Origin of the sequence: Chryseobacterium sp. S0630 (assembly GCF_024158915.1) — a bacterium.
In the GTDB taxonomy this organism is placed as follows: Bacteria; Bacteroidota; Bacteroidia; order Flavobacteriales; family Weeksellaceae; genus Chryseobacterium.
This window is the reverse complement of record NZ_JAMZGF010000016.1, coordinates 1-19,598: the sequence shown is the minus strand read 5'-3', so window position 1 is coordinate 19,598 and position 19,598 is coordinate 1. Positions and strand designations below refer to the sequence as shown.

The window sequence follows — 19,598 nt, the reverse complement described above, 5'->3', positions numbered from 1 at the left end:
CCTTAAGTCTCCTTAATGGTTGAAAAAATTTCAGCAGCTCTTAAGAAATCTGTTGGAGAATAAAAAAAAAACAGACCCCAATTCGGGATCTGTTTCATTCAACCAAATAAATTAATATAATGTGAGATATTCTTTTTGAGAGCATATTCTCAAATGAATTTCCCGTTTATTTCAGGGTAAACTTCACTTTAGTTTTAATAGCATCAGAAGAATTCCCGATCAGTGCTTCAAAGTCTCCCGGTTCAGCTACCCAATCGTGTTTTTGAGCATCAAAATAACTTAGAGCTGTTTTATCAATCGTGAAAGTCACTTCTTTTTGCTCTCCCGGGTTCAGATATACTTTTTCAAAACCTTTCAACTCTTTTGCAGGGCGTGGTACAGAAGATTTTAAATCACTGATATAAAGCTGGGCCACTTCTGCTCCTGCTTTTTTACCTGTATTTTTAACGGTTACTGTAAATGTGATTTTACCGTCCTGTGAAATAATAGTCTGGTCTGCTTTTACTTTTCCGAATTCAAAAGTGGTATAACTCAATCCATGTCCGAAACTGAAAAGAGGTTTTATATTCTTAGTGTCATGCCAACGGTAGCCTACAAAAATGCTTTCATTGTAAGTAATATTGATAGGATTTTTCTGATCTTTTCCTTTTCCTGCAGCGAACTCATCTTTCTGTCCCGGATATTCTCCAAGCTGATGGGCAGAGTTGTCTTCAAGTTTTAAAGGGAAGGTAAACGGAAGCTTTCCTGACGGGTTGGCGTCTCCGGCTAAAATGGCAGCAATAGAATTTCCGGCTTCAGAACCCAGATACCAGGCCTGTAAAACTGTTGGAACTTCTTTGATCCACGGCATTGCCACAGCATTTCCTGAAACTAAGACCACAGCAAGATTTTTATTTGCCTTTGCAAGAGCAGTAATCACTTGATCCTGACTGTATGGAAGCCCATAGCTCTTTCTGTCGTTTCCTTCACTGTCCTGGAAGTCTGCTTTGTTCAAACCTCCTACGAAAATTACGTAATCCGATTTTTTAGCTAATTCTACAGCTTCATTCAGTAATTCGGCTTCAGAGCGGGAATCTTTTAAATCCTGTCCGGATTTTACTCCATTGTATTCACCTCCGATATCTCCTACATAACCTCTTGCATACTGTACATCTGCCTGTTTTCCAAATCTGGTTTTGATTCCGTCCAGCGGAAGTGTTTCATATTTTACTTTTAATGAAGAAGAACCTCCACCAACAGTCATTATTTTAATAGCATTCTCTCCGATAACTGCTATTTTTTTAGCTTTATTAATATCAATTGGAAGAATATTCCCCTGATTTTTTAATAAAACAATTCCTTCTTCTCCGATTTCTTTAGCAACCGCTTTATGCTCTTCAGAAGCAATATTTCCGAAAGGTTTGTTACGGTTCATTGTTGTTTTATAAGCAAGACGAAGTAATCTTGTTACTTTGTCATCCAATTCTTTCGTACCTACTTTTCCTGCTTTAATCAAATCAAGATAAGGCTTTGCCAGATAATAATTGTCATAGGCATTTTTAGTTCCTGCAGAAAGTCCGTTCGTCCATGACCCGAATTCAAGGTCAAGACCATTGTGGATGGCTTGTTCTGTATTGTTTACAGCGCCCCAATCAGATACCACTACACCTTTATAATTCCATTCTTTCTTTAAAATATCGTTTAAAAGATACTGATTCTGGCTGGCATACTGACCTTTGTACATGTCATAAGCTCCCATGATGGTCCATGAATCACCTTCTGTTACAGCTGCTTTGAAAGGAGGAAGATAAATTTCATACAGCGCTCTGTCATCTACATTTACATTACTGGTATGGCGGAACATTTCCTGGTTATTCAGGGCAAAATGTTTTACAGAAGTGGCTACACCATTAGATTGCACTCCTTTAATATAAGGAACCACCATCTTTGAAGTCAGATAAGGATCTTCACCCATATATTCGAAATTTCTTCCGTTCAGTGGTGTTCTGTAAATATTAACTCCAGGTCCCAGAAGAATATCTTTTTTTCTGTAGCGGGCTTCTTCACCTAACGCTTTTCCATAGTTCCATGACATTTTTTTGTTCCATGTTGCGGATAAAGCAGTCAGGGCAGGGTAGGCGATAATAGAGTCATTGGTCCATCCGGCCTGATCCCATTCGTCCCACATTACTTCAGGACGAACCCCGTGAGGCCCATCTGTTGTCCAGAATTCAGGAATTCCCAATCTCGGAACACCCGGTGAACTGAATTTCGACTGTGCATGAAGCATGGCCACTTTTTCTTCCAGTGTCATTCTTGATAATGCATCCTGAATACGCTGTTCTACAGGTTTTGATTCATCTAAATAAGCGGGGAGAGTACTACTTGTCTGAGCCATATAAGAAGCAGAAATAAAGGTGAGTAAACTTATAATGACGGTTTTCTTTAACATAATGCCTTTCTATTTGATTTACAGCAAAAATAAAGAAAATTTTTTATTATCTCAAATTGAGAAAATAAAATTTTAACGAATAAAAAACCGTCTACCAATTTGCAGACAGCTTATTATTAAATATTGTATTTGTAAATGCGGAAAAAGTGTAGAGAATCTAGCGAGTGAAAAGCGAAAACCCAAATCCCGAAACCTCGCATCCCATAACTCGAAACTCGTATCCCGAATCTAGAATCCACTCTTATAACTCTAATACTCTCAAGCCCTCAAACTCTCCCACATTTAAACCCTCTCACTCATCAATCCCATCCTTTCACAGCGCCTCCTTTGAAAATTTCTTTGGCTTTCTTTTCCACTTCAGGAGACTGATAGGCTTTTACAAAGTTTTTTACTTTCTGGCTGTTTTTATTATCTGGTCTGGCAACGACTACATTCACATAAGGTGAGTCTTTATCTTCCACAAGAATACCTTGTTTTTCCTGATCCAACCCTGCCTGAGCAGCAAAATTATTATTAATCACTCCCACAACAACATCTCTGTCTTCCAGAACTCGTGGAATCTGAGCCCCTTCAATTTCCATGATTTTCAGTTGTTTCGGGTTTTCTGTAATATCCGTTACTTTGGGAAGAAGTCCGACGCCATCTTTCAATTTCAGCAGACCACTTTTTTGCAGAAGCAGTAAAGAACGTCCTCCGTTGGTAGGATCGTTGGGTATAACAATCGTATTGCCTTCCTGTAATTGGTTGATATTCGTAATCTTTTTGGAGTAGGCAACAATAGGATACACAAATGTATTTCCTACAGGCACAAGGTTATATCCTCTTTGTTTTGATTGCTCTGTTAAATAAGGAATATGCTGAAAAGCATTGGCATCAATATCTCCGTTGGTCAAAGCTTCATTGGGAACTACGTAGTCATTGAAAGGTATCAGTTCCACTTCCAGATTATATTTATCTTTAGCAACTTTTTTTGCCACTTCGGCAATTTCCTGTTCCGGTCCGTAAGTAATTCCTACGCGGATAAAGTTCGGGTCATCTTTTCTTCCCGAACAGGCACTGAATAACAAAATTCCTGCAGCCAATACACCAAAAATCTTTATTTTTTTCATTCTATTTTTTATTTAAATACTATTGAAGCAAAAGAGCAAAAAGTTTTTATCTTTTCCATATCCCGAAGCTCGCACCCCGAATCTCCCACTCTCAAACACTCCGACTCTCAAACCCTCTCACCCAAAAACTACCTGTGATCAAACTTTTTTGACAATCTGTCGCCCATAAACTGGATGATAAAAACTAAAAGAACAAGCAGAATCAAAACGGTATTCATAATAACAATATCATATCCGATATAACCATACTGGTAACCTACCTGTCCAAGTCCTCCAGCTCCTACAGCACCACCCATTGCAGAGTAACCTACTAAGGTAATCAAAGTGATGGTTGCATTATTGATTAATGAAGGAAGTGCTTCAGGAAGCAAAACTTTTCTGATGATCTGTAATGGAGAAGCGCCCAAAGCTCTGGCTGTTTCTATAAGGCCATGAGGAACTTCAATAAGACTGTTCTCTACAAGTCTTGCAATAAAAGGGGCAGCTCCCACACTTAGAGGAACCAAAGCGGCATTCACTCCAATAGAAGTTCCTGCAAGAATTCTGGTGAAAGGAATCATCCATACAATCAGAATAATGAAGGGAATGGCACGGAAAATATTAACCAAAATAGATAATCCTCTATGGTAGGCTGCATTTTCCAGCAGTTGTCCTTTTCTGGTTAAAAATAACATGATTCCTACCGGAAGTCCAAGTACAAATCCAAAAAATCCGGATAAAAATGTCATATAAACCGTTTCCCAGGTTCCTTTTGCCAAAAGGGCAATTACCGTATCACTAAGCATATCCTTTTACTGTATTTTGAATTTTATTTTGGTTGAAATAATAGATCGCCTGTTGGTTTTCTTCAGCTTCACCCTGAAGTTGCAAAAGTAGTTTACCAAAATTGGAATTTCCAAAATATTCTACATCTGCCTTTAACAATTTATAAGGGATTTTATATTGGTTGTATAGTGTTGAAAGAATCTGTTCAACACTGATGTTTTCGTTAAGTTCTATTTCGACCAGCGGAAATAAGCCTTCTTTAGGCTCTTTCTGTAGTCTGTTGCTGAGTTCCTGTGGCAGGGTCATGATGTCTGAATTTATGAACTGGCGGATGATCGGGTTTTCTTTATCCGAAATAATCTCGCTTAACGTTCCTTTTGTTAATAATTTTCCTTTATCGATCACAGCAACGTGGTTGCAGACCGCTTTGATGACTTCCATTTCGTGGGTAATTAAAAGGATGGTAATTCCCAGTCTCTGATTGATATCTCTTAAAAGCTGCAGAATAGACTGCGTGGTAGCCGGATCCAGTGCGCTGGTTGCTTCATCACAAAGCAAAAGGTGAGGATCATTGGCTAAAGCCCTGGCAATGGCAACTCTTTGTTTCTGTCCTCCAGAAAGGCTTTTAGGATAATCATTGGCTTTGTCCTCAAGTCCTACGATTTTCAGTAATTCGTTTACTTTTCTGGTGATTTCGTCCTTACTGGTATGATCCAGTTCCAGAGGAAGAGCTACGTTATCAAAAACAGTTCTTGAAGAAAGAAGATTGAAATGCTGGAAGATCATTCCGATTTTTTTACGTTCCTCAGCCAATTGTTTGGAGCTCAGCTTGGTGAAATCTTTTCCATTAATAATGATCTGCCCTTCATCCGGTCTTTCCAGGAGATTAACGGTACGGATCAGCGTACTTTTTCCTGCACCCGAAAATCCTATGATTCCTACGATATCTCCTTTCTCTATATTAAGACTCACCTTATCCAGTGCTTTGAAAGACTGTTTTTTCTGATGAAATGTTTTTGATATGTTTCTGATTTCTATCATTCTGATTTTATACTGTTTAAATAGGCTGATATCGTCTGCCTGCTCTGTTAAAAAATCTCCTTACTCTTCTGATTTTGACCTTGGCCCGTTTTGAAAGTCTGAAATACTTAGTGACATTTGTTAGAAGTACTCCCAGTAATATAATGAATAAACCATACAACTGACCTCCATTGATGCTTTGGTTGGCAACAATCCAGCCTGCAATCACTGTTACAATAGGATTGATGTAGGTATGGGTGCTTACCAAGGCAGCGGGTTTTACGGACAGAAGCCAAATGTACGACAAATAAGCGACTATCGATCCAAAGAAGATCAAAAATAGGACTCCAAACCATGCCGATAACGGAACAGCAGAAACTGAAAAATCAGACCATTCTTTTCTGAAAAAAGCGATGAGAAAAGAAGCTAATCCCGCTACGATAAGCTGTTGGGCAATATTCATAAAGGTAGATTGGGATGCCGGATTTTTCTTTGAATATAAAGAACCCAATACCCATGCAATGGAGCTTAATCCTAATACTATAAATGCCGTAATACGCAGGTTTCCGTCAGCGATCGCATGAGCATTAGAATTTACGCTGCCTTTTAAAAACATAACTAATCCTACAAAACCGATAATCAATCCTATCGGAATGAATTTATCTGAAAAATAATATTTCCAGTTCTTTTTATCGATAGCAATGAACCAGAATGGTCCCGTTGCAATTGAAATGGCTGCCTCAGAAGCCGTTACATATTGTTCTCCCCAGGCTACAAGCCCGGTTCCTCCGGTAAGAATAAGAATACCGGTAATGGCATTTTTCTTCCAGTTGATCAGAGAATTTGCTTTTTCTCCTTTAGACAGAAGATATCCCATCATCAGAATCCCGGCTACCAGAAATCTTAATCCCGAAAGAATGAATGGCGGAAAACCTTTTAAGCCAAATGAAATAGCTAAAAACGTAATTCCCCATATCACATAGATGTTTGTAAACGCCAATGGAATCAACCATTTGTTTTTAGAATTGCTCATTTTTATTTTTTTAATGTTGTTGTGTTCAATGAAAAAAGGCTCTACCACGTGGTAAAGCCTTTGAAAATATATCTAAATAAAAGTAAGGTCAACCACAGTATTCTTGATGTATAGGCATACACATATCCTTCATCATATTTTTGATGGTATGTTTCTTAATTGAATTATATTTTAATTCTGCCTTCATTTTGTCTTATTTCCTGAATACGTTTGCAAATATATAATATAATTTTTATTAGTCCACTAAAAAAGTAGGCTTTTTGAATATTAAATTATCGTTAATGATTTAATTTATTGTTTATCAGTATTTTATGTGTTTTTATTTTTTGCTTATTTGAATCTGTTTATCAATATTTTATGCTTTTTAATTCAAATACTATAGAAATTGACTGGTAATTGGGGTTGTGGAAAATATAAAATAAATTGAATTTTTTGAGAATTGTGTAAAGTTTGACTGAAGGTCTTATCCGAAATGAAGCTTTTGCATTTATTAAACTAGTTAAATGTACAGGATTTCTGTTCACTGTAATTTAGCATCAAAATTAAAAGACATGGACAATAGAATTTTAGGTCTGCATCATATTACTGCTATTGCAGACAACGCCAAAAGAAATTTAGATTTTTATACCAAAGTTTTAGGCGTAAGACTGGTAAAGAAAACTGTAAATTTTGACGATCCGGGAACGTATCACTTCTATTTCGGAAATGAAAATGGAACTCCGGGAACAATTCTTACATTCTTTCCATGGGAAGGAATAGGAAAAGGAACCAATGGTAGCGGAATGGCTACTCATATTGGATATTCAGTACCGAAAGGAAGTCTTGAATTCTGGAAAAACCATTTACAAAGCTTGAATGTGACAACAGAAGATGGTGAAATATTTGGAGAAAAGATGATTTCTTTTAAAGATCCGGACGGCCTTCAGCTACAGCTGATCGAACCATCAGTTGAAGACAATAGAAAAGTATGGACAACAGATGATATCAAAGATGAAAATGCATTAAAAGGTTTTCACAATGTCACTTTAACACTAAAAAAAGCGGATCCAACCATCAAAGTTCTGACTGATATTTTAGGATATGACTTACAGAAACAGGAGGGAGAAAGATACAGATTGGCTACTGATGCCATTGATACGGCTAATCTTGTTGATATTATTGAAAATGAGACAATTCCAGCTGGAAGAAATGCTGCGGGAACCAATCACCACATTGCATTCAGAGTAAAAGATGATAATGTTTTGATGGAATATCGTGAGAAAGCCTTATCTGCAGGACTAAGCATCACTCCAAAAATCAACAGAGATTATTTCTACTCACTGTACTTCCGTGAACCCGGCGGTGTTTTGTTTGAAATAGCAACCGATAATCCGGGATTCACTGTGGATGAACCTTTGAATGAGTTGGGAACAAATCTTAAACTACCCGTTCAATACGAAGGAATGAGAGAAAAAATAGCAGGAGTATTGCCGAACTTATCATAGATCATCGGTCATATTTTATAAAGATGCTAATTTTGAATAAAGATTTAAACATCCAGAATATAAACTTATTTTAGGTAATTGTAGCAGGACGCTTGATCGAATCAACTTGTTGATTCATTCTTAAGTCAACTTAAAATATGAAGGATCATTATTAAATCTTTGCGTTAAAAAAAACACGATTTAATACTAAAAAAATAAAAAATGGAAAGAACAGAAATAGTTTTAGAAGGAAGAAAAGGAGAGATTCAGCTTTTCTCAGACGATCATAAAGCAGGTAAAATGGATATTTCAGTTATTGGAAAAAAACTGACTGTTTACCATACCGAAGTGAACCCGGAATATGAAGGAAAAGGCTTTGCCAAAATTTTACTGGAAAGGCTGGTTTCCTACGCAAGAGAAAACGAATTAAAAATTCTACCGCTATGTCCTTATGTTCACGCTCAGTTCAAACGTCATCCGGAAGAATATAATGATGTATGGTTGAAGGAAGAACTGTAGTGAGTTTGAGAGTCGGGTTTCGGGATACGGGTTTTCGGGATTCGAGTTTGAGAGTCGGAGGGTAAGAGGGTTTGAGAGTCTTGAGCTAAAAAACAGAAGTGAAAGACAAAAGATGAATAAAGCTCTCTCGCGCTTATCAACTCAGATCCCGAACCCCGAATCTCGAAATCTCGCATGTTATCATAATAACCAATTAACAATTTCAACACAATGAAACTTATTACAGGATTGCATCACGTTACGGCAATTACCGGCAATGCACAGGAAAATATAGACTTTTATACCGGAGTTTTAGGACTTCGTTTAGTTAAAAAAACAGTCAATTTTGATTACTCAGATGTTTACCATTTTTATTTCGGTGACGAATACGGAACACCGGGAACAATCATGACTACTTTTCCTTATGGCAAAGACCTTATCAATGGCAGACATGGTAAAGGAATGCTCAATACCACTGCTTTTTCAGTTTCTTTAGATGCTTTGGATTATTGGATGAACCGTCTGGAACAATTCAATATTCCTTTCAAACAGCCGCAGCAAAGATTTTCTGATGAAGTTTTCATTTATCTGGAAGATTTTGACGGATTGGGACTGGAATTGGTTTTTAATGATAAAGACGAAAGAAAAGGATATTACAACGGCTATATTCCTAAAGATTATGCGATAAAAGGAATCCATCATGTGGAAATCTGGCAGGATGCTTATGAAAGAACGGCTGCGCTTCTTACTACTCAGATGGATCATAAAGTCATTAAAGAAAGTCCTGACCGATTGAGATTAGGAACAGAAAATATGCCGGGGAAATATGTAGATCTGCTTTCTACTCCCAACGCTTTGAAAGGACTAGCCGGAAGAGGAACGGTTCACCACGTAGCTTTTGCCACTCCCGATGCAGAATCCCAGCTTGAAATGGTAAAAAGATTAAATGCATACGGATTGGAGCATACCGAAGTGAAAGACAGAAAATATTTTACTTCTGTATATTTTAAAGAACCGGGAGGCGTTTTGTTTGAAATAGCAACTTCAGGTCCCGGATTCGATGTAGATGAAGAAGCTGCATTTTTAGGAGAAGATCTGCAATTGCCGCTACAGTTTGAAAAAAGAAGAGAACGTTTGAAAGAAGTTCTTCCCAAAATCGATTATCCAACAGAAAAATTCAGATAAAAATAATGAGTCATATTTTAAATATAAAAACAGCAGGAATACCCTTGAATAAGGCAGAAAAAGCTTTAATCATGGTTCACGGACGCGGAGGAAGTGCTCAGGATATTCTGAGTTTATCCCAGCATTTGAATGTGAAAGATTATGCATTGCTAGCCCCACAGGCTTTGAATCATACCTGGTATCCTTTTTCATTTATAGCTCCGGTAGAACAAAATGAACCATGGTTATCATCAGCCCTTGAAATGGTTGAAGAAACGGTAAAAGCAGCTGCCAATGCAGGAATTAAACCTGAAAATATCTACTTTTTCGGATTTTCCCAGGGAGCCTGTCTTACCCTTGAATTTTTAGCCCGAAACGCTCAGAAGTTTGGTGGAGCAGCAGCCATTATTGGTGGCGTGATTGGAGATAAAATCAACCGTGAAAATTATAAAGGCGATTTTGCAGGAACTCCAATTTTCCTGGGAACCAGTAATCCTGATTTTCATGTTCCCATAGAAAGAGTATATGCTACAGCCAATATTTTAAGAGAAATGAATGCGGAGGTAACAGAAAAAGTATATGCCAATTTCGGGCACTCTATTAACGAGGAAGAAATTGAAATCGCTAATTCAGTTATATTTAAATAAGTATTTTAACTTTGAATGTATTTATAATTTTTAATGATCCTTTAGGTGTTTAAGTGAAGTGGAGATTCCTACGGAATGACAAAGTGTACGGATAGATAAAGCGTAATATTTATCACTCCGTAGGAGTCTCAATACATCAATTAGCATTCAATAGCGGTGGGCTTTAGCCCGCCAAACAAAAAACAAAAAATCACTGGCTTTAGCCCAAACCTAAATAATCCGAACCTGAAAACTAACCTCTAATTTCTAACTTCTAAAAACATGCACGAACAACTCCTTTTAATCCTTGGACTTTTATTACTCGTTATGATGCTGGTCATGCTGGCACAGCGGATTAAAATTGCCTATCCTATCTTTCTGGTACTTGCCGGTTTGGGAATCAGCCTTATTCCCGGAGTTCCTGTTTTAAAGCTGGATCCGGAGATTATATTTCTGATTTTTTTACCTCCTCTTTTATACGAAGCGGCTTGGTATACGTCATGGAACGACTTCTGGAAATGGAAACGTCCCATCAGCTTATTGGCATTTGGATTGGTATTTCTGACTTCTCTGGTAGTAGCTTATACTTCACAAATGTTGATTCCGGGGTTTACCTTGGCATTAGGGTTTTTATTGGGTGGAATTGTTTCACCGCCGGATGCTGTGGCTGCCACAACGGTTTTAAAAGGATTAAAAGTTCCTAAACGTACGATTGCTATCTTGGAAGGAGAAAGTTTGATTAATGATGCTTCGTCACTGATTGTTTTCAGATTTGCTCTGGCTGCAGTAATGACAGGGGCTTTTTCAATGCATGAAGCGACCGGACAGTTTTTTCTGGTAGCAGGAATGGGTGTTGTTGTAGGAATTGCAGGGGCTCATGTTTTTTATGCCATTCACCGTTTTTTACCCACTACACCCGCTATTGATGCGGCACTTACTGTAATGACTCCCTATATTTTGTTTCTTTCAGCAGAGCATTTTCATTTTTCAGGAGTGATGGCTGTGGTGAGCGGAGGATTGTTTATGTCTTTCCGTGCTCATGAGATTTTTAAAACAGGAACCACAAGAATCAATATGACAGGAGTTTGGAACACGCTGATTTTTGTGATGAATGCTTTGGTTTTTGTATTAATAGGTCTTGAACTTCCGGATATCATCAATGGATTAGGTGATATTTCAGTAATGGAAGGCATCAAATATGGTTTGATTATAAGTTTGATTGTCATTGTGGTACGTCTTTTATGGATCTATCCTGTGGCTCATCTTCCAAGATGGTTCAGTGAAAAAGCCCGCCGTGATCCTAGTCCGGGATGGAAAAATCCGTTGATTATAGGCTGGGCAGGAATGAGGGGAGTGGTTTCCCTTGCAACAGCTTTGTCAATACCGGTTATGATGAATTCACAAGCTGAATTCCCGATGAGAAACCTGATCATTTTTATAACATTCGTTGTCATTTTTGTAACCTTGGTGTTTCAGGGACTTACCTTGCCTTTAGTGATTAAATTAACCAAAATAGGAGAGATTGATCATATCCTTCCTTCTCATGAGCAACAGGCCGGAATTCAGATGAGACTGGATAAACTTGCCGTTCATAAACTTGATAACGAATACAATGAAGCGGTGAACAGTAATAGTTTGCTGGAGAATCTTAAAAAGGCGCTGGAAAGCGACATCAAACTTCACCAGAATCATTTAAGCTCTATTGAAATGTGTACCAACAGGCAAAATGATATGGCAGAATATCATAAAGTAATGCTGGATATATTTGCCTTACAGCGAAAAGAACTGTTTACAATAAAACGTGAAAAACTCTTCAGTGATGACGAGATTAGAAAAGCAGAATCTCAACTGGATCTGAATGAGTTGAAAATTACAGGTAATAAGCATTTGTAAGTTGGTTACTGGATGCGGGTTTCGAGGTTCGGGTTAATACGTTAGAGAGTCGGAGGGTTTGAGAGTATTAGAGTTGTTAGTGTGGAGGTAGGTTTCGAGATTCGGGTTATGGAGTGGGAGCATTTGGGAGTAAAAGTTTTTACATTCCTATGAATGGACAAACTAAGCACTTTATTTATCCACACACTATGTCATTCCATAGGAATCTAGATCGTCATTTTACCCTTTACGCAAACAATATAAACATTGAACATTAAACTCTGAACCTTGAATTTTAAACAGTAAACCTTTTTAACAACATGAAAACATTACATTTTTTAGTCATTGGAAAAAACCAGGAAATTCTGGATACTTTAAAAAGAATTATAGAAAACAATGAAGGCTGGACAGCAGAAATCCAAAGCGATGAAAATTTCTGCTATGAATACATAAAAAATAATAAAGTAGATCTTGTCCTTTTAAGCTCTGGCTTAGAAGATGATTTTGAGAAACATATAAAAATATTCTGTGCCGGTTTAGATAAGGATGTTAAAGTAATTGATCATTATGGAGGAGGAAGTGGACTTTTAAAGAATGAAGTTTACAGTCTTTTTCCTAATTTGCAGGGATAAACCTGACATTATGTTCGAAAATATCATCAAAAATATTACAAGATTTATCTCAATCACTCCGGAAGAAGAAAAAACTTTTACAGATCTGCTTGTTTGCCAGTCGTTTCCAAAGAAAACGGTTTTGCTCAGAGAAGGAGAGATCTGCCAGTTTGAAGGGTATATTCATAAAGGATGTGTAAGAATGTATTGTTTGGATGATAATGGTTCTGAAGTAACACTGTTGTTTGCCATCGAAGACTGGTGGATCAGTGATATTGCCTCATTTCAGGAGCAGAAACCTTCTAAAGTGTATATTGAAACGCTGGAAGATTCGGAAATCTATATGCTGAACCCTTCAACGAAAGAAAAATTACTGCAGGAAGTTCCTAAATTTGAAAGAGTTTTCAGAATGCTGGTTCAGAGAAACCTGGCAACCCTGCAGAGCCGACTGGTTAATACCATTTCCAAAACCGCATCAGACAGATACCTTGAGTTCATCAAAGTATACCCTTCAATTCCACAAAGAGTAGCACAGTATTACATCGCTTCTTACCTTGGGGTTTCAAAAGAATTTGTCAGTACCATCAGAAAGCGTCTCGCTTCAAAAGAAAAATAAATCTTAGTTTTTATACTTGCAGATTGCAGAGATTTGCATGGGCTTTATAGGTGTGAATATTTCTGTGAAATTATATTCACCCATTTTATCGGAGATAAAATCCTTGCGTCATAAAAATATTTAGCTTAGAAAACAACTTGCGTCTTTGCGTTTTCCAACTATTTTTTGGCTTGTCATTCATACAGAGGTTCCTATGGAATGAAACAATTGCAATGATGGCCTTACCCACACAGTTTGTCATTCCGTAGAATTTAAATAGAGTTATTCTTTAAATCATTCTTTCAAATTAAATAGTTCCTAAGAGTAATAAAGACTCTTGTACTTTCCAAAAAAAACAGCAATCCATTATAGTTATACAGCCGAATACAAAAGTATCCGGCATTTTTTTTTTGCTGCAAAGCCATTTATTAAACTAGTTAAATGTACAGGGTTTCCGGTCTCTCTAAATTTGTCCTATCAAACAAGAACAAATAACAATCTGATATGGACAGAAAAGATTTTTTAAAGAAAGGATTATTGGGAACAGGAATGTTTGTAGCATCAGCTTCTTTGGCCAGCGCTATGAAAAATGACATCGACGAGATCGAACCATTAGAACCGATCGGATACAATCATCTTCCCAATACAGAATCAAAAATAAAAGAAAACTCTGTGATCCACAGAGCAGACTCAAGAGGGAAAGCAGATCACGGATGGCTGCTGAGCCAGCACACTTTCAGCTTTGCCAATTATTACAACCCTGAAAGAATGCACTTCGGAGTATTAAGAGTCCTGAATGATGATAAAGTGGAAGCAGGAAGAGGCTTCGGGACACACCCTCATGACAATATGGAAATCATCAGTATTCCTTTGGAAGGTGACCTTGAACACAAAGACAGCATGGGAAATACTGCAGTAATCAGAAGCGGAGATATTCAGGTAATGAGTGCAGGAACCGGAATTATGCACAGCGAATTCAACAAAAATAGTGATCAACTGGTGAAATTCCTTCAAATCTGGATTTATCCGAAAAAAAGGAATGTGACGCCGAGATATGATCAGATCACTTTAGACAAAACCAAAGGTCACAATCAATTTCAACAGATTCTTTCTCCTAATGCAGATGACGAAGGTGTATGGATTCATCAGGATGCATGGTTTCACCTGGGAACTTTTGATCAGAATAAAGGAACCTTATATCAGATCAGAAAAAAAGGAAACGGAGTCTATGCTTTCATCCTTAAAGGAAGCGCAGAAATAGGCGGAGAGATCATAGAAGAACGTGATGGATTCGGAGTCTGGGATATTCAGGAAATTAACATCAAAGCCCTTAAAGAAGGTACAGAAATCCTTTTGATGGAAGTACCTATGACATTATAAATAAAAAATTCAACAGAAATAACAACCCTTAAATTTTAAATTATTATGAAAAAATTAATCCTATCATTTGCAGCTGGCCTATTATCATTAACAGCAACAGCTCAAAACCCTGGAAAATCATTATTAAATCCTACCAATCATGCAGTAGTACTTATAGACCACGAAGGACAAATGGCTTTCGCCACAAAAAGCATCAGCATGGAAGAATTAAGAAATAATGTAGCACTGGTAGCAGGTGGATCAAAAATATTCAATGTTCCTACAGTAGTAACGACAGTGGCGGAAAAATCATTCAGCGGACCTGTTTTCCCGGAAATTTCAGAAGTATATCCGGAAGCAACAAGCGGATATGTAGACAGAACTACAATGAATACATGGGAAGACGTTAATGCCCACAAAGCCATTACAGGAAAAAATAAAAAGAAACTGGTTTTTGCCGGATTATGGACAAGTGTATGTATTGTAGGTCCTGTATTGTCAGCGATTGACGAAGGTTATGATGTTTACGTAGTAACAGATGCTTCAGGGGATATTTCTAAAGAAGCGCACGATCAGTCAATCACCCGTATGGTTCAGGCAGGAGCACATCCTATCACATCAGTTCAGTATGTATTGGAATTACAGAGAGACTGGGCAAGAAAAGAAACATACAAACCGGTTAATGACCTAATGAAAAAACATGGTGGAGCTTATGGTATTGGAATTCAGTATGCTCAGGAAATGTTAAAACACTAATGGGGCTGTTTCGGCAGGCTGAAAGCCTGCCGAAACCTTCAAACTTAAATATTGAAATAATGAAACTACTGAATATACTTACACTTTTCACAGTTTTGGCTACAGGAATTATGCATGCTCAGAAAGCAGACATGATCATCACCAACGGAAAGATTACCACAATGGATGATAAAAATCCTGAAGCACAGGCTGTTGCCATCAAAGACCACAAAATTTTAAAGGTAGGAACCAATGCCCAGATTTTAAAATTAAAAAACGGAAACACAAAAGTTATTGATGCCAAAGGAAACAGAGTGATTCCAGGATTGTTTGACAGTCATTTGCATGTGATTCGCGGAGGCAGATTTTATAACACAGAACTTCGCTGGGATGGCGTGAAATCTTTGAAAAGAGCCTTGGAAATGTTGAAAGAACAGGCCCAGAGAACACCGAAAGGGCAATGGGTAAGAGTCATCGGAGGCTGGAATGAATATCAGTTTGAAGAAAAAAGACTTCCTACACTGGCTGAAATTAATGAAGCTACAGGAAATGTACCCACTTTTGTCATGTATCTCTATGGAAAAGCATGGTTAAATAAAGCCGGATTAAAAGAGCTGAATATCAACGGAGATACCCCAAATCCTGCACAGGGTTTAATTGAAAAAGACAATAACGGTGATCCCACAGGATTATTGGTAGCAGAACCCAATGCATTTATCCTTTATTCAACATTGGCGAAACTACCAGAGCTGAAAGAAGAAGAAAAAGTAAATTCTACCCTTCAATACATGACTGAACTTAACAGATTAGGAGTGACTGCTGTAATGGATGCAGGTGGAGGTTTCCAGAATTTTCCTGACGATTACGGAACAACAGATCAACTGAACAAACAGGGGAAAATTACTGTTCGTCTTCCTTACTACTTATTTGCCCAGAAAAAAGGAGCTGAACTTGCAGATTACACCAAATGGATAGGAATGGTAGAAATTGACGACCATGGTCACAATGATTTTAATGAAATCGATTATCATGTCAACGGAGGAGGGGAGAACCTGGTATCCGACGGAGCCGATTTTGAAAATTTCCTTTTCCCAAGACCTGAGCTTCCAGCTACCATGGAGAAAAATATGAAAGAAGTAGTAAGTCTTCTGGTAAAAAACAAATGGCCTTTCAGAATTCACGCGACGTACAATGAAAGTATCACAAGATTTTTAAATGTTATTGAAGATGTCAATAAAGAAACTCCCTTGAACGGATTAGTATGGTTTATTGATCATGCAGAAACTGTTACCGAAGATAATATGAAAAGAATCAAAGCTTTGGGCGGAGGAATTGCAGTACAGCACAGAATGGCATATCAGGGCGAAAGTTTCATTCACAGATATGGTAAAAAGCCGGCTTTGGCATCTCCTCCGGTGAAAAAAATGCTGGAAATGGGAATTCCGGTGGGGTTGGGAACAGACGGAACAAGAGTGGCAAGTTATAACCCATGGGTTGCTTTATACTGGATCACCACAGGGAAAACAATAGGAGGAACTCAGGTGATGGGAAAAGAAAATACGCTGGACAGAAAAACAGCCTTATCACTTTCTACCTACGGAGGATATGAACTCATCAAAGACTATCAGAAAGGAAAAATCCAGAAAGGATATTTTGCAGACCTTACTATTTTGGATAAAGATTATTTCACAGTCAATGATGAAGAAATCAAAAATATCACTTCAAAACTGACTATCGTAGATGGAAAAGTAGTATACGGAGATGAAACCTACAAAACCGCAGCTCCAGCACCACTTCCAGTCATTCCAGACTGGTCACCTGTAAAATATTACGGAGGCTATCAGACAAAATAATTTTAAACCACAAAATCCACGAGCATTCCAACTGAAGGGGTGAAAATTCCCCTCCCTTGGAGGGGTGGCAAAAATTCAAAGAATTTTTGACGGGGTGGTCTTACACGCAAAGCCATCAACAGTATTAAATACCACCAATGATCCGTGTCAATCCGTGCAATCTGCGGGTAAAAAAACAAAATCATCTTAAAAATTCATTCCAATCATGAAAAAGTTAATCCATATCATCACTAATACCAATCCGGGAAGAAAATTAACCGATGCAGCACTTTTAGTGTTCAGAGTTTTACTTTCCGTAGAATTAATCGTAGCTCACGGATTAAAAAAAATAGGAGTGGGCGTTTCAGAAGCAGAGCAGGTACCCAACCCGTTGCATCTTCCTGAAGCATTCAACAGTCTTTTCGCTGATGCTGCCAATCTGGTATTTCCGGTATTTGTAATCTTTGGATTCTTTACAAGAATTGCTGTATTACCAATCCTGGCTGTGACTCTTACAGGATATTTTATTCTCCATTGGAATGATACATTACTGGTAAAAGACACTCCCTTTATGTACAGTTTGTGTTACCTGTTTTTACTGTTTATGGGAGCTGGAAAATATTCCGTGGACAATTATTTAACAAAGAAATCATCATGAAAAAACTGATTGCCATTGTACTGTTGCTACAGATTTTTATTCCGGCTCAGCTTTCTGCTCAGTTCAAGCTGATGAGGTTTGATGAAGATTATGCTTCCTATAAAGACTCTGCAAAAACTTTTTACAACTCTATCAAATACATACCGATTGCAGAAAAAAGCAACAATTATCTTTCATTTGGAGGAGAAGCAAGAATGGAATTTGTAGACTTTAACAATGAAGATTGGGGAAGAATGGACATTGGAAGCAATCCTTTTCTGATTCAAAGATACAATGTACATGCAGATCTGCATCTGGGCTCAAGAGTGAGAATTTTCGGACAGGTGAGGAGTGCATGGGAAAATGGAAGAAAAAATGGACCAAGACCTATTGATGAGGACCATTTGAATATCCAGAATCTCTTCATTGATGTTGATATTCTGAAAAATGAAAAAGAAAAACTGACGGTGCGTGCAGGAAGACAGGAACTTGATTATGGAAGTGGAAGACTGATCTCAGTAAGAGAAGGTCCGAATTTAAGACTCTATTTTGATGGATTAAAATTCATGTACAAAAGAGGAAACTTCAGATCTGATGCCTTTATGATGGCTGCCAGTGAAATAAGCCCGGGAGCTTTTGATAACAAATCTTCAAAATCAATCAACCTTTGGGGAAGCTACAACACATGGATTATTCCCAAAAGCGGAAATCTGGAGCTGTATTATCTGGGAATCCATAGAAAAGATGTACGTTTTGAAGACGGACTTTCCGATGAAAACAGACACACTTTTGGCGGGCGGTTCTGGAAATATGGAGGAGGGTTTATTTACAATTTTGAAGCAGCCTATCAGTTTGGTAACTTTAATAAAGGAAATATCAGCGCATGGACGGCTTCTGCAGACATCGGATACATGTTTGAAAATGTAAAAGGAAAACCGACCATCAACCTTAGAAACGATTATATCTCAGGAGACAGCAATAAAGGAGATGGTACATTGGGAACATTCAACCCTTTGTATCCGAAAGGAGGCTATTTTGGATTTAATCCTCAGATCGGTCCGGTGAATTTAATTGATATCCATCCTTATGCAACCATTGATTTAGGTAAAAAAATAACAGTGCAGGCAGACGTAGTTTTCAACTGGAGATATTCTACCCAGGACGGAATTTACAGACCCAGCGGAACATTGAACCTGCCGTCGTCCAACTCAAAAAAGAGATACATCGGAACTGCATTTTTAGGAAGTTTCAATTATAAGATCAATCCATTTTTAACCTTTAACACAGGAATACAATATTTCAATACCGGAGCTTTCATCAACGACGTAATCGACAACCATAAAGACGGACTCTTCATCAACTCCAGAATCGTATTTAAATTTTAAAAACATACAGGGAATTTGAAAATGAGATCATTTGAAAATAAATTAAACAATTACCCCACATCAATGCACCTCTCCATCACAGAAACTACCTTTGAAAAAATAAATCACCAGAGCGAAGCGACTTGCGCCTTAACAACATTAACCTTAAAAAAACTTTGCGCCCTTGCGTTATTCCAACAAACAAAAATTAAAACCCACAACAAAAATAACAAGCAACAAAAATAACCCGCAACCAGAACCCCGCATCTCGCAACAAACTTTGGAAAAGAAATAAAAAATAGCTGGAGCAAAGCGACTTGCGCCTTAAAAACATTAACCTTAAAAAAACTTTGCGCCCTTGCGTTATTCCAACAAACAAAAATTAAAACCCGCAACAAAAATAACCCGCAACAAAAATAACCCGCAACTCGAATCCCGCATCTCGCAACAAACTTTGGAAAAGAAATAAAAAATAGCTGGAGCA

Annotated in this window: 18 protein-coding genes; 12 read left to right on the top strand and 6 right to left on the bottom strand. The window is 37.7% G+C overall.

Going from position 1 to position 19,598, the window contains the following annotated elements:
* Window positions 1-166: 166 nt before the first annotated feature.
* The 5 genes from NK356_RS09470 to NK356_RS09450 form a co-directional block, all read right to left on the bottom strand.
* Complete coding sequence (locus NK356_RS09470) at window positions 167-2,431, bottom strand: glycoside hydrolase family 3 C-terminal domain-containing protein (protein ID WP_253316833.1); 2,265 nt, start codon at window positions 2,429-2,431, stop codon at window positions 167-169.
* Between the two features lie 299 nt (window positions 2,432-2,730).
* A complete protein-coding gene (gene metQ, locus NK356_RS09465; protein WP_253316832.1) occupies window positions 2,731-3,540 on the bottom strand; it encodes a methionine ABC transporter substrate-binding lipoprotein MetQ in 810 nt (269 codons plus the stop codon).
* 128 nt (window positions 3,541-3,668) lie between these two features.
* Window positions 3,669-4,325, bottom strand: a complete 657-nt coding sequence (gene metI, locus NK356_RS09460; protein ID WP_114822506.1) for a methionine ABC transporter permease MetI — start codon at window positions 4,323-4,325, stop codon at window positions 3,669-3,671.
* Entirely contained in the window at window positions 4,318-5,346 is a 1,029-nt protein-coding gene (locus NK356_RS09455; protein WP_253316831.1) for a methionine ABC transporter ATP-binding protein, read from the bottom strand. Before NK356_RS09455 ends, metI begins: the two co-directional genes overlap by 8 nt.
* A gap of 16 nt (window positions 5,347-5,362) precedes the next feature.
* Complete coding sequence (locus NK356_RS09450) at window positions 5,363-6,358, bottom strand: EamA family transporter (RefSeq protein ID WP_156106478.1); 996 nt, start codon at window positions 6,356-6,358, stop codon at window positions 5,363-5,365.
* Window positions 6,359-6,909: 551 nt separating this feature from the next.
* On the opposite strand from NK356_RS09450, the gene NK356_RS09445 reads away from it, so the two are divergent.
* From NK356_RS09445 to NK356_RS09390, 12 genes are all read left to right on the top strand, one after another.
* Complete coding sequence (locus tag NK356_RS09445) at window positions 6,910-7,842, top strand: ring-cleaving dioxygenase (protein WP_034696963.1); 933 nt, start codon at window positions 6,910-6,912, stop codon at window positions 7,840-7,842.
* 201 nt (window positions 7,843-8,043) lie between these two features.
* Window positions 8,044-8,340 carry a GNAT family N-acetyltransferase gene (locus NK356_RS09440; protein ID WP_034696941.1) on the top strand — a complete coding sequence of 99 codons (297 nt, stop codon included), beginning with the start codon at window positions 8,044-8,046 and terminating at the stop codon, window positions 8,338-8,340.
* A 210-nt stretch (window positions 8,341-8,550) separates the two neighbouring features.
* Window positions 8,551-9,504 carry a VOC family protein gene (locus NK356_RS09435; RefSeq protein WP_253316830.1) on the top strand — a complete coding sequence of 318 codons (954 nt, stop codon included), beginning with the start codon at window positions 8,551-8,553 and terminating at the stop codon, window positions 9,502-9,504.
* A gap of 5 nt (window positions 9,505-9,509) precedes the next feature.
* A complete protein-coding gene (locus NK356_RS09430; RefSeq protein ID WP_253316829.1) occupies window positions 9,510-10,130 on the top strand; it encodes an alpha/beta hydrolase in 621 nt (206 codons plus the stop codon).
* Window positions 10,131-10,391: 261 nt separating this feature from the next.
* Window positions 10,392-12,002 (top strand): Na+/H+ antiporter, encoded by a 1,611-nt coding sequence (locus NK356_RS09425; RefSeq protein ID WP_034696945.1) that lies wholly within the window; start codon window positions 10,392-10,394, stop codon window positions 12,000-12,002.
* Window positions 12,003-12,301: 299 nt separating this feature from the next.
* A complete protein-coding gene (locus NK356_RS09420) occupies window positions 12,302-12,613 on the top strand; it encodes a hypothetical protein (protein WP_034696947.1) in 312 nt (103 codons plus the stop codon).
* A 10-nt stretch (window positions 12,614-12,623) separates the two neighbouring features.
* Entirely contained in the window at window positions 12,624-13,208 is a 585-nt protein-coding gene (locus NK356_RS09415) for a Crp/Fnr family transcriptional regulator (protein WP_079242424.1), read from the top strand.
* 483 nt (window positions 13,209-13,691) lie between these two features.
* Entirely contained in the window at window positions 13,692-14,567 is an 876-nt protein-coding gene (locus tag NK356_RS09410) for a pirin family protein (protein WP_034696950.1), read from the top strand.
* A gap of 45 nt (window positions 14,568-14,612) precedes the next feature.
* Window positions 14,613-15,302, top strand: coding sequence for a hydrolase (locus NK356_RS09405; protein ID WP_034696951.1), 690 nt, complete (start codon window positions 14,613-14,615; stop codon window positions 15,300-15,302).
* Between the two features lie 59 nt (window positions 15,303-15,361).
* Window positions 15,362-17,134 carry an amidohydrolase gene (locus NK356_RS09400; protein ID WP_253316828.1) on the top strand — a complete coding sequence of 591 codons (1,773 nt, stop codon included), beginning with the start codon at window positions 15,362-15,364 and terminating at the stop codon, window positions 17,132-17,134.
* Between the two features lie 205 nt (window positions 17,135-17,339).
* Window positions 17,340-17,771 carry a DoxX family protein gene (locus NK356_RS09395; RefSeq protein ID WP_253316827.1) on the top strand — a complete coding sequence of 144 codons (432 nt, stop codon included), beginning with the start codon at window positions 17,340-17,342 and terminating at the stop codon, window positions 17,769-17,771.
* A complete protein-coding gene (locus NK356_RS09390; protein ID WP_253316826.1) occupies window positions 17,768-19,135 on the top strand; it encodes an alginate export family protein in 1,368 nt (455 codons plus the stop codon). The genes NK356_RS09395 and NK356_RS09390 overlap by 4 nt, the downstream gene beginning before the upstream one ends.
* 104 nt (window positions 19,136-19,239) lie before the next feature.
* Here the strand turns inward: NK356_RS09390 and NK356_RS09385 are convergent.
* Window positions 19,240-19,598, bottom strand: a 359-nt coding sequence (locus tag NK356_RS09385; RefSeq protein ID WP_253316825.1) for a hypothetical protein, incomplete at its 5' end; no start/stop codon positions are given.

What these genes read in the sequence shown, in the direction of transcription:
- NK356_RS09470 (WP_253316833.1), bottom strand. Translation starts at nt 2,431, where the DNA reads ATGTTAAAGAAAACCGTCATTATAAGTTTACTCACCTTTATTTCTGCT.
- metQ (WP_253316832.1), bottom strand. Translation starts at nt 3,540, where the DNA reads ATGAAAAAAATAAAGATTTTTGGTGTATTGGCTGCAGGAATTTTGTTA.
- metI (WP_114822506.1), bottom strand. Translation starts at nt 4,325, where the DNA reads ATGCTTAGTGATACGGTAATTGCCCTTTTGGCAAAAGGAACCTGGGAA.
- NK356_RS09455 (WP_253316831.1), bottom strand. Translation starts at nt 5,346, where the DNA reads ATGATAGAAATCAGAAACATATCAAAAACATTTCATCAGAAAAAACAG.
- NK356_RS09450 (WP_156106478.1), bottom strand. Translation starts at nt 6,358, where the DNA reads ATGAGCAATTCTAAAAACAAATGGTTGATTCCATTGGCGTTTACAAAC.
- NK356_RS09445 (WP_034696963.1), top strand. Translation starts at nt 6,910, where the DNA reads ATGGACAATAGAATTTTAGGTCTGCATCATATTACTGCTATTGCAGAC.
- NK356_RS09440 (WP_034696941.1), top strand. Translation starts at nt 8,044, where the DNA reads ATGGAAAGAACAGAAATAGTTTTAGAAGGAAGAAAAGGAGAGATTCAG.
- NK356_RS09435 (WP_253316830.1), top strand. Translation starts at nt 8,551, where the DNA reads ATGAAACTTATTACAGGATTGCATCACGTTACGGCAATTACCGGCAAT.
- NK356_RS09430 (WP_253316829.1), top strand. Translation starts at nt 9,510, where the DNA reads ATGAGTCATATTTTAAATATAAAAACAGCAGGAATACCCTTGAATAAG.
- NK356_RS09425 (WP_034696945.1), top strand. Translation starts at nt 10,392, where the DNA reads ATGCACGAACAACTCCTTTTAATCCTTGGACTTTTATTACTCGTTATG.
- NK356_RS09420 (WP_034696947.1), top strand. Translation starts at nt 12,302, where the DNA reads ATGAAAACATTACATTTTTTAGTCATTGGAAAAAACCAGGAAATTCTG.
- NK356_RS09415 (WP_079242424.1), top strand. Translation starts at nt 12,624, where the DNA reads ATGTTCGAAAATATCATCAAAAATATTACAAGATTTATCTCAATCACT.
- NK356_RS09410 (WP_034696950.1), top strand. Translation starts at nt 13,692, where the DNA reads ATGGACAGAAAAGATTTTTTAAAGAAAGGATTATTGGGAACAGGAATG.
- NK356_RS09405 (WP_034696951.1), top strand. Translation starts at nt 14,613, where the DNA reads ATGAAAAAATTAATCCTATCATTTGCAGCTGGCCTATTATCATTAACA.
- NK356_RS09400 (WP_253316828.1), top strand. Translation starts at nt 15,362, where the DNA reads ATGAAACTACTGAATATACTTACACTTTTCACAGTTTTGGCTACAGGA.
- NK356_RS09395 (WP_253316827.1), top strand. Translation starts at nt 17,340, where the DNA reads ATGAAAAAGTTAATCCATATCATCACTAATACCAATCCGGGAAGAAAA.
- NK356_RS09390 (WP_253316826.1), top strand. Translation starts at nt 17,768, where the DNA reads ATGAAAAAACTGATTGCCATTGTACTGTTGCTACAGATTTTTATTCCG.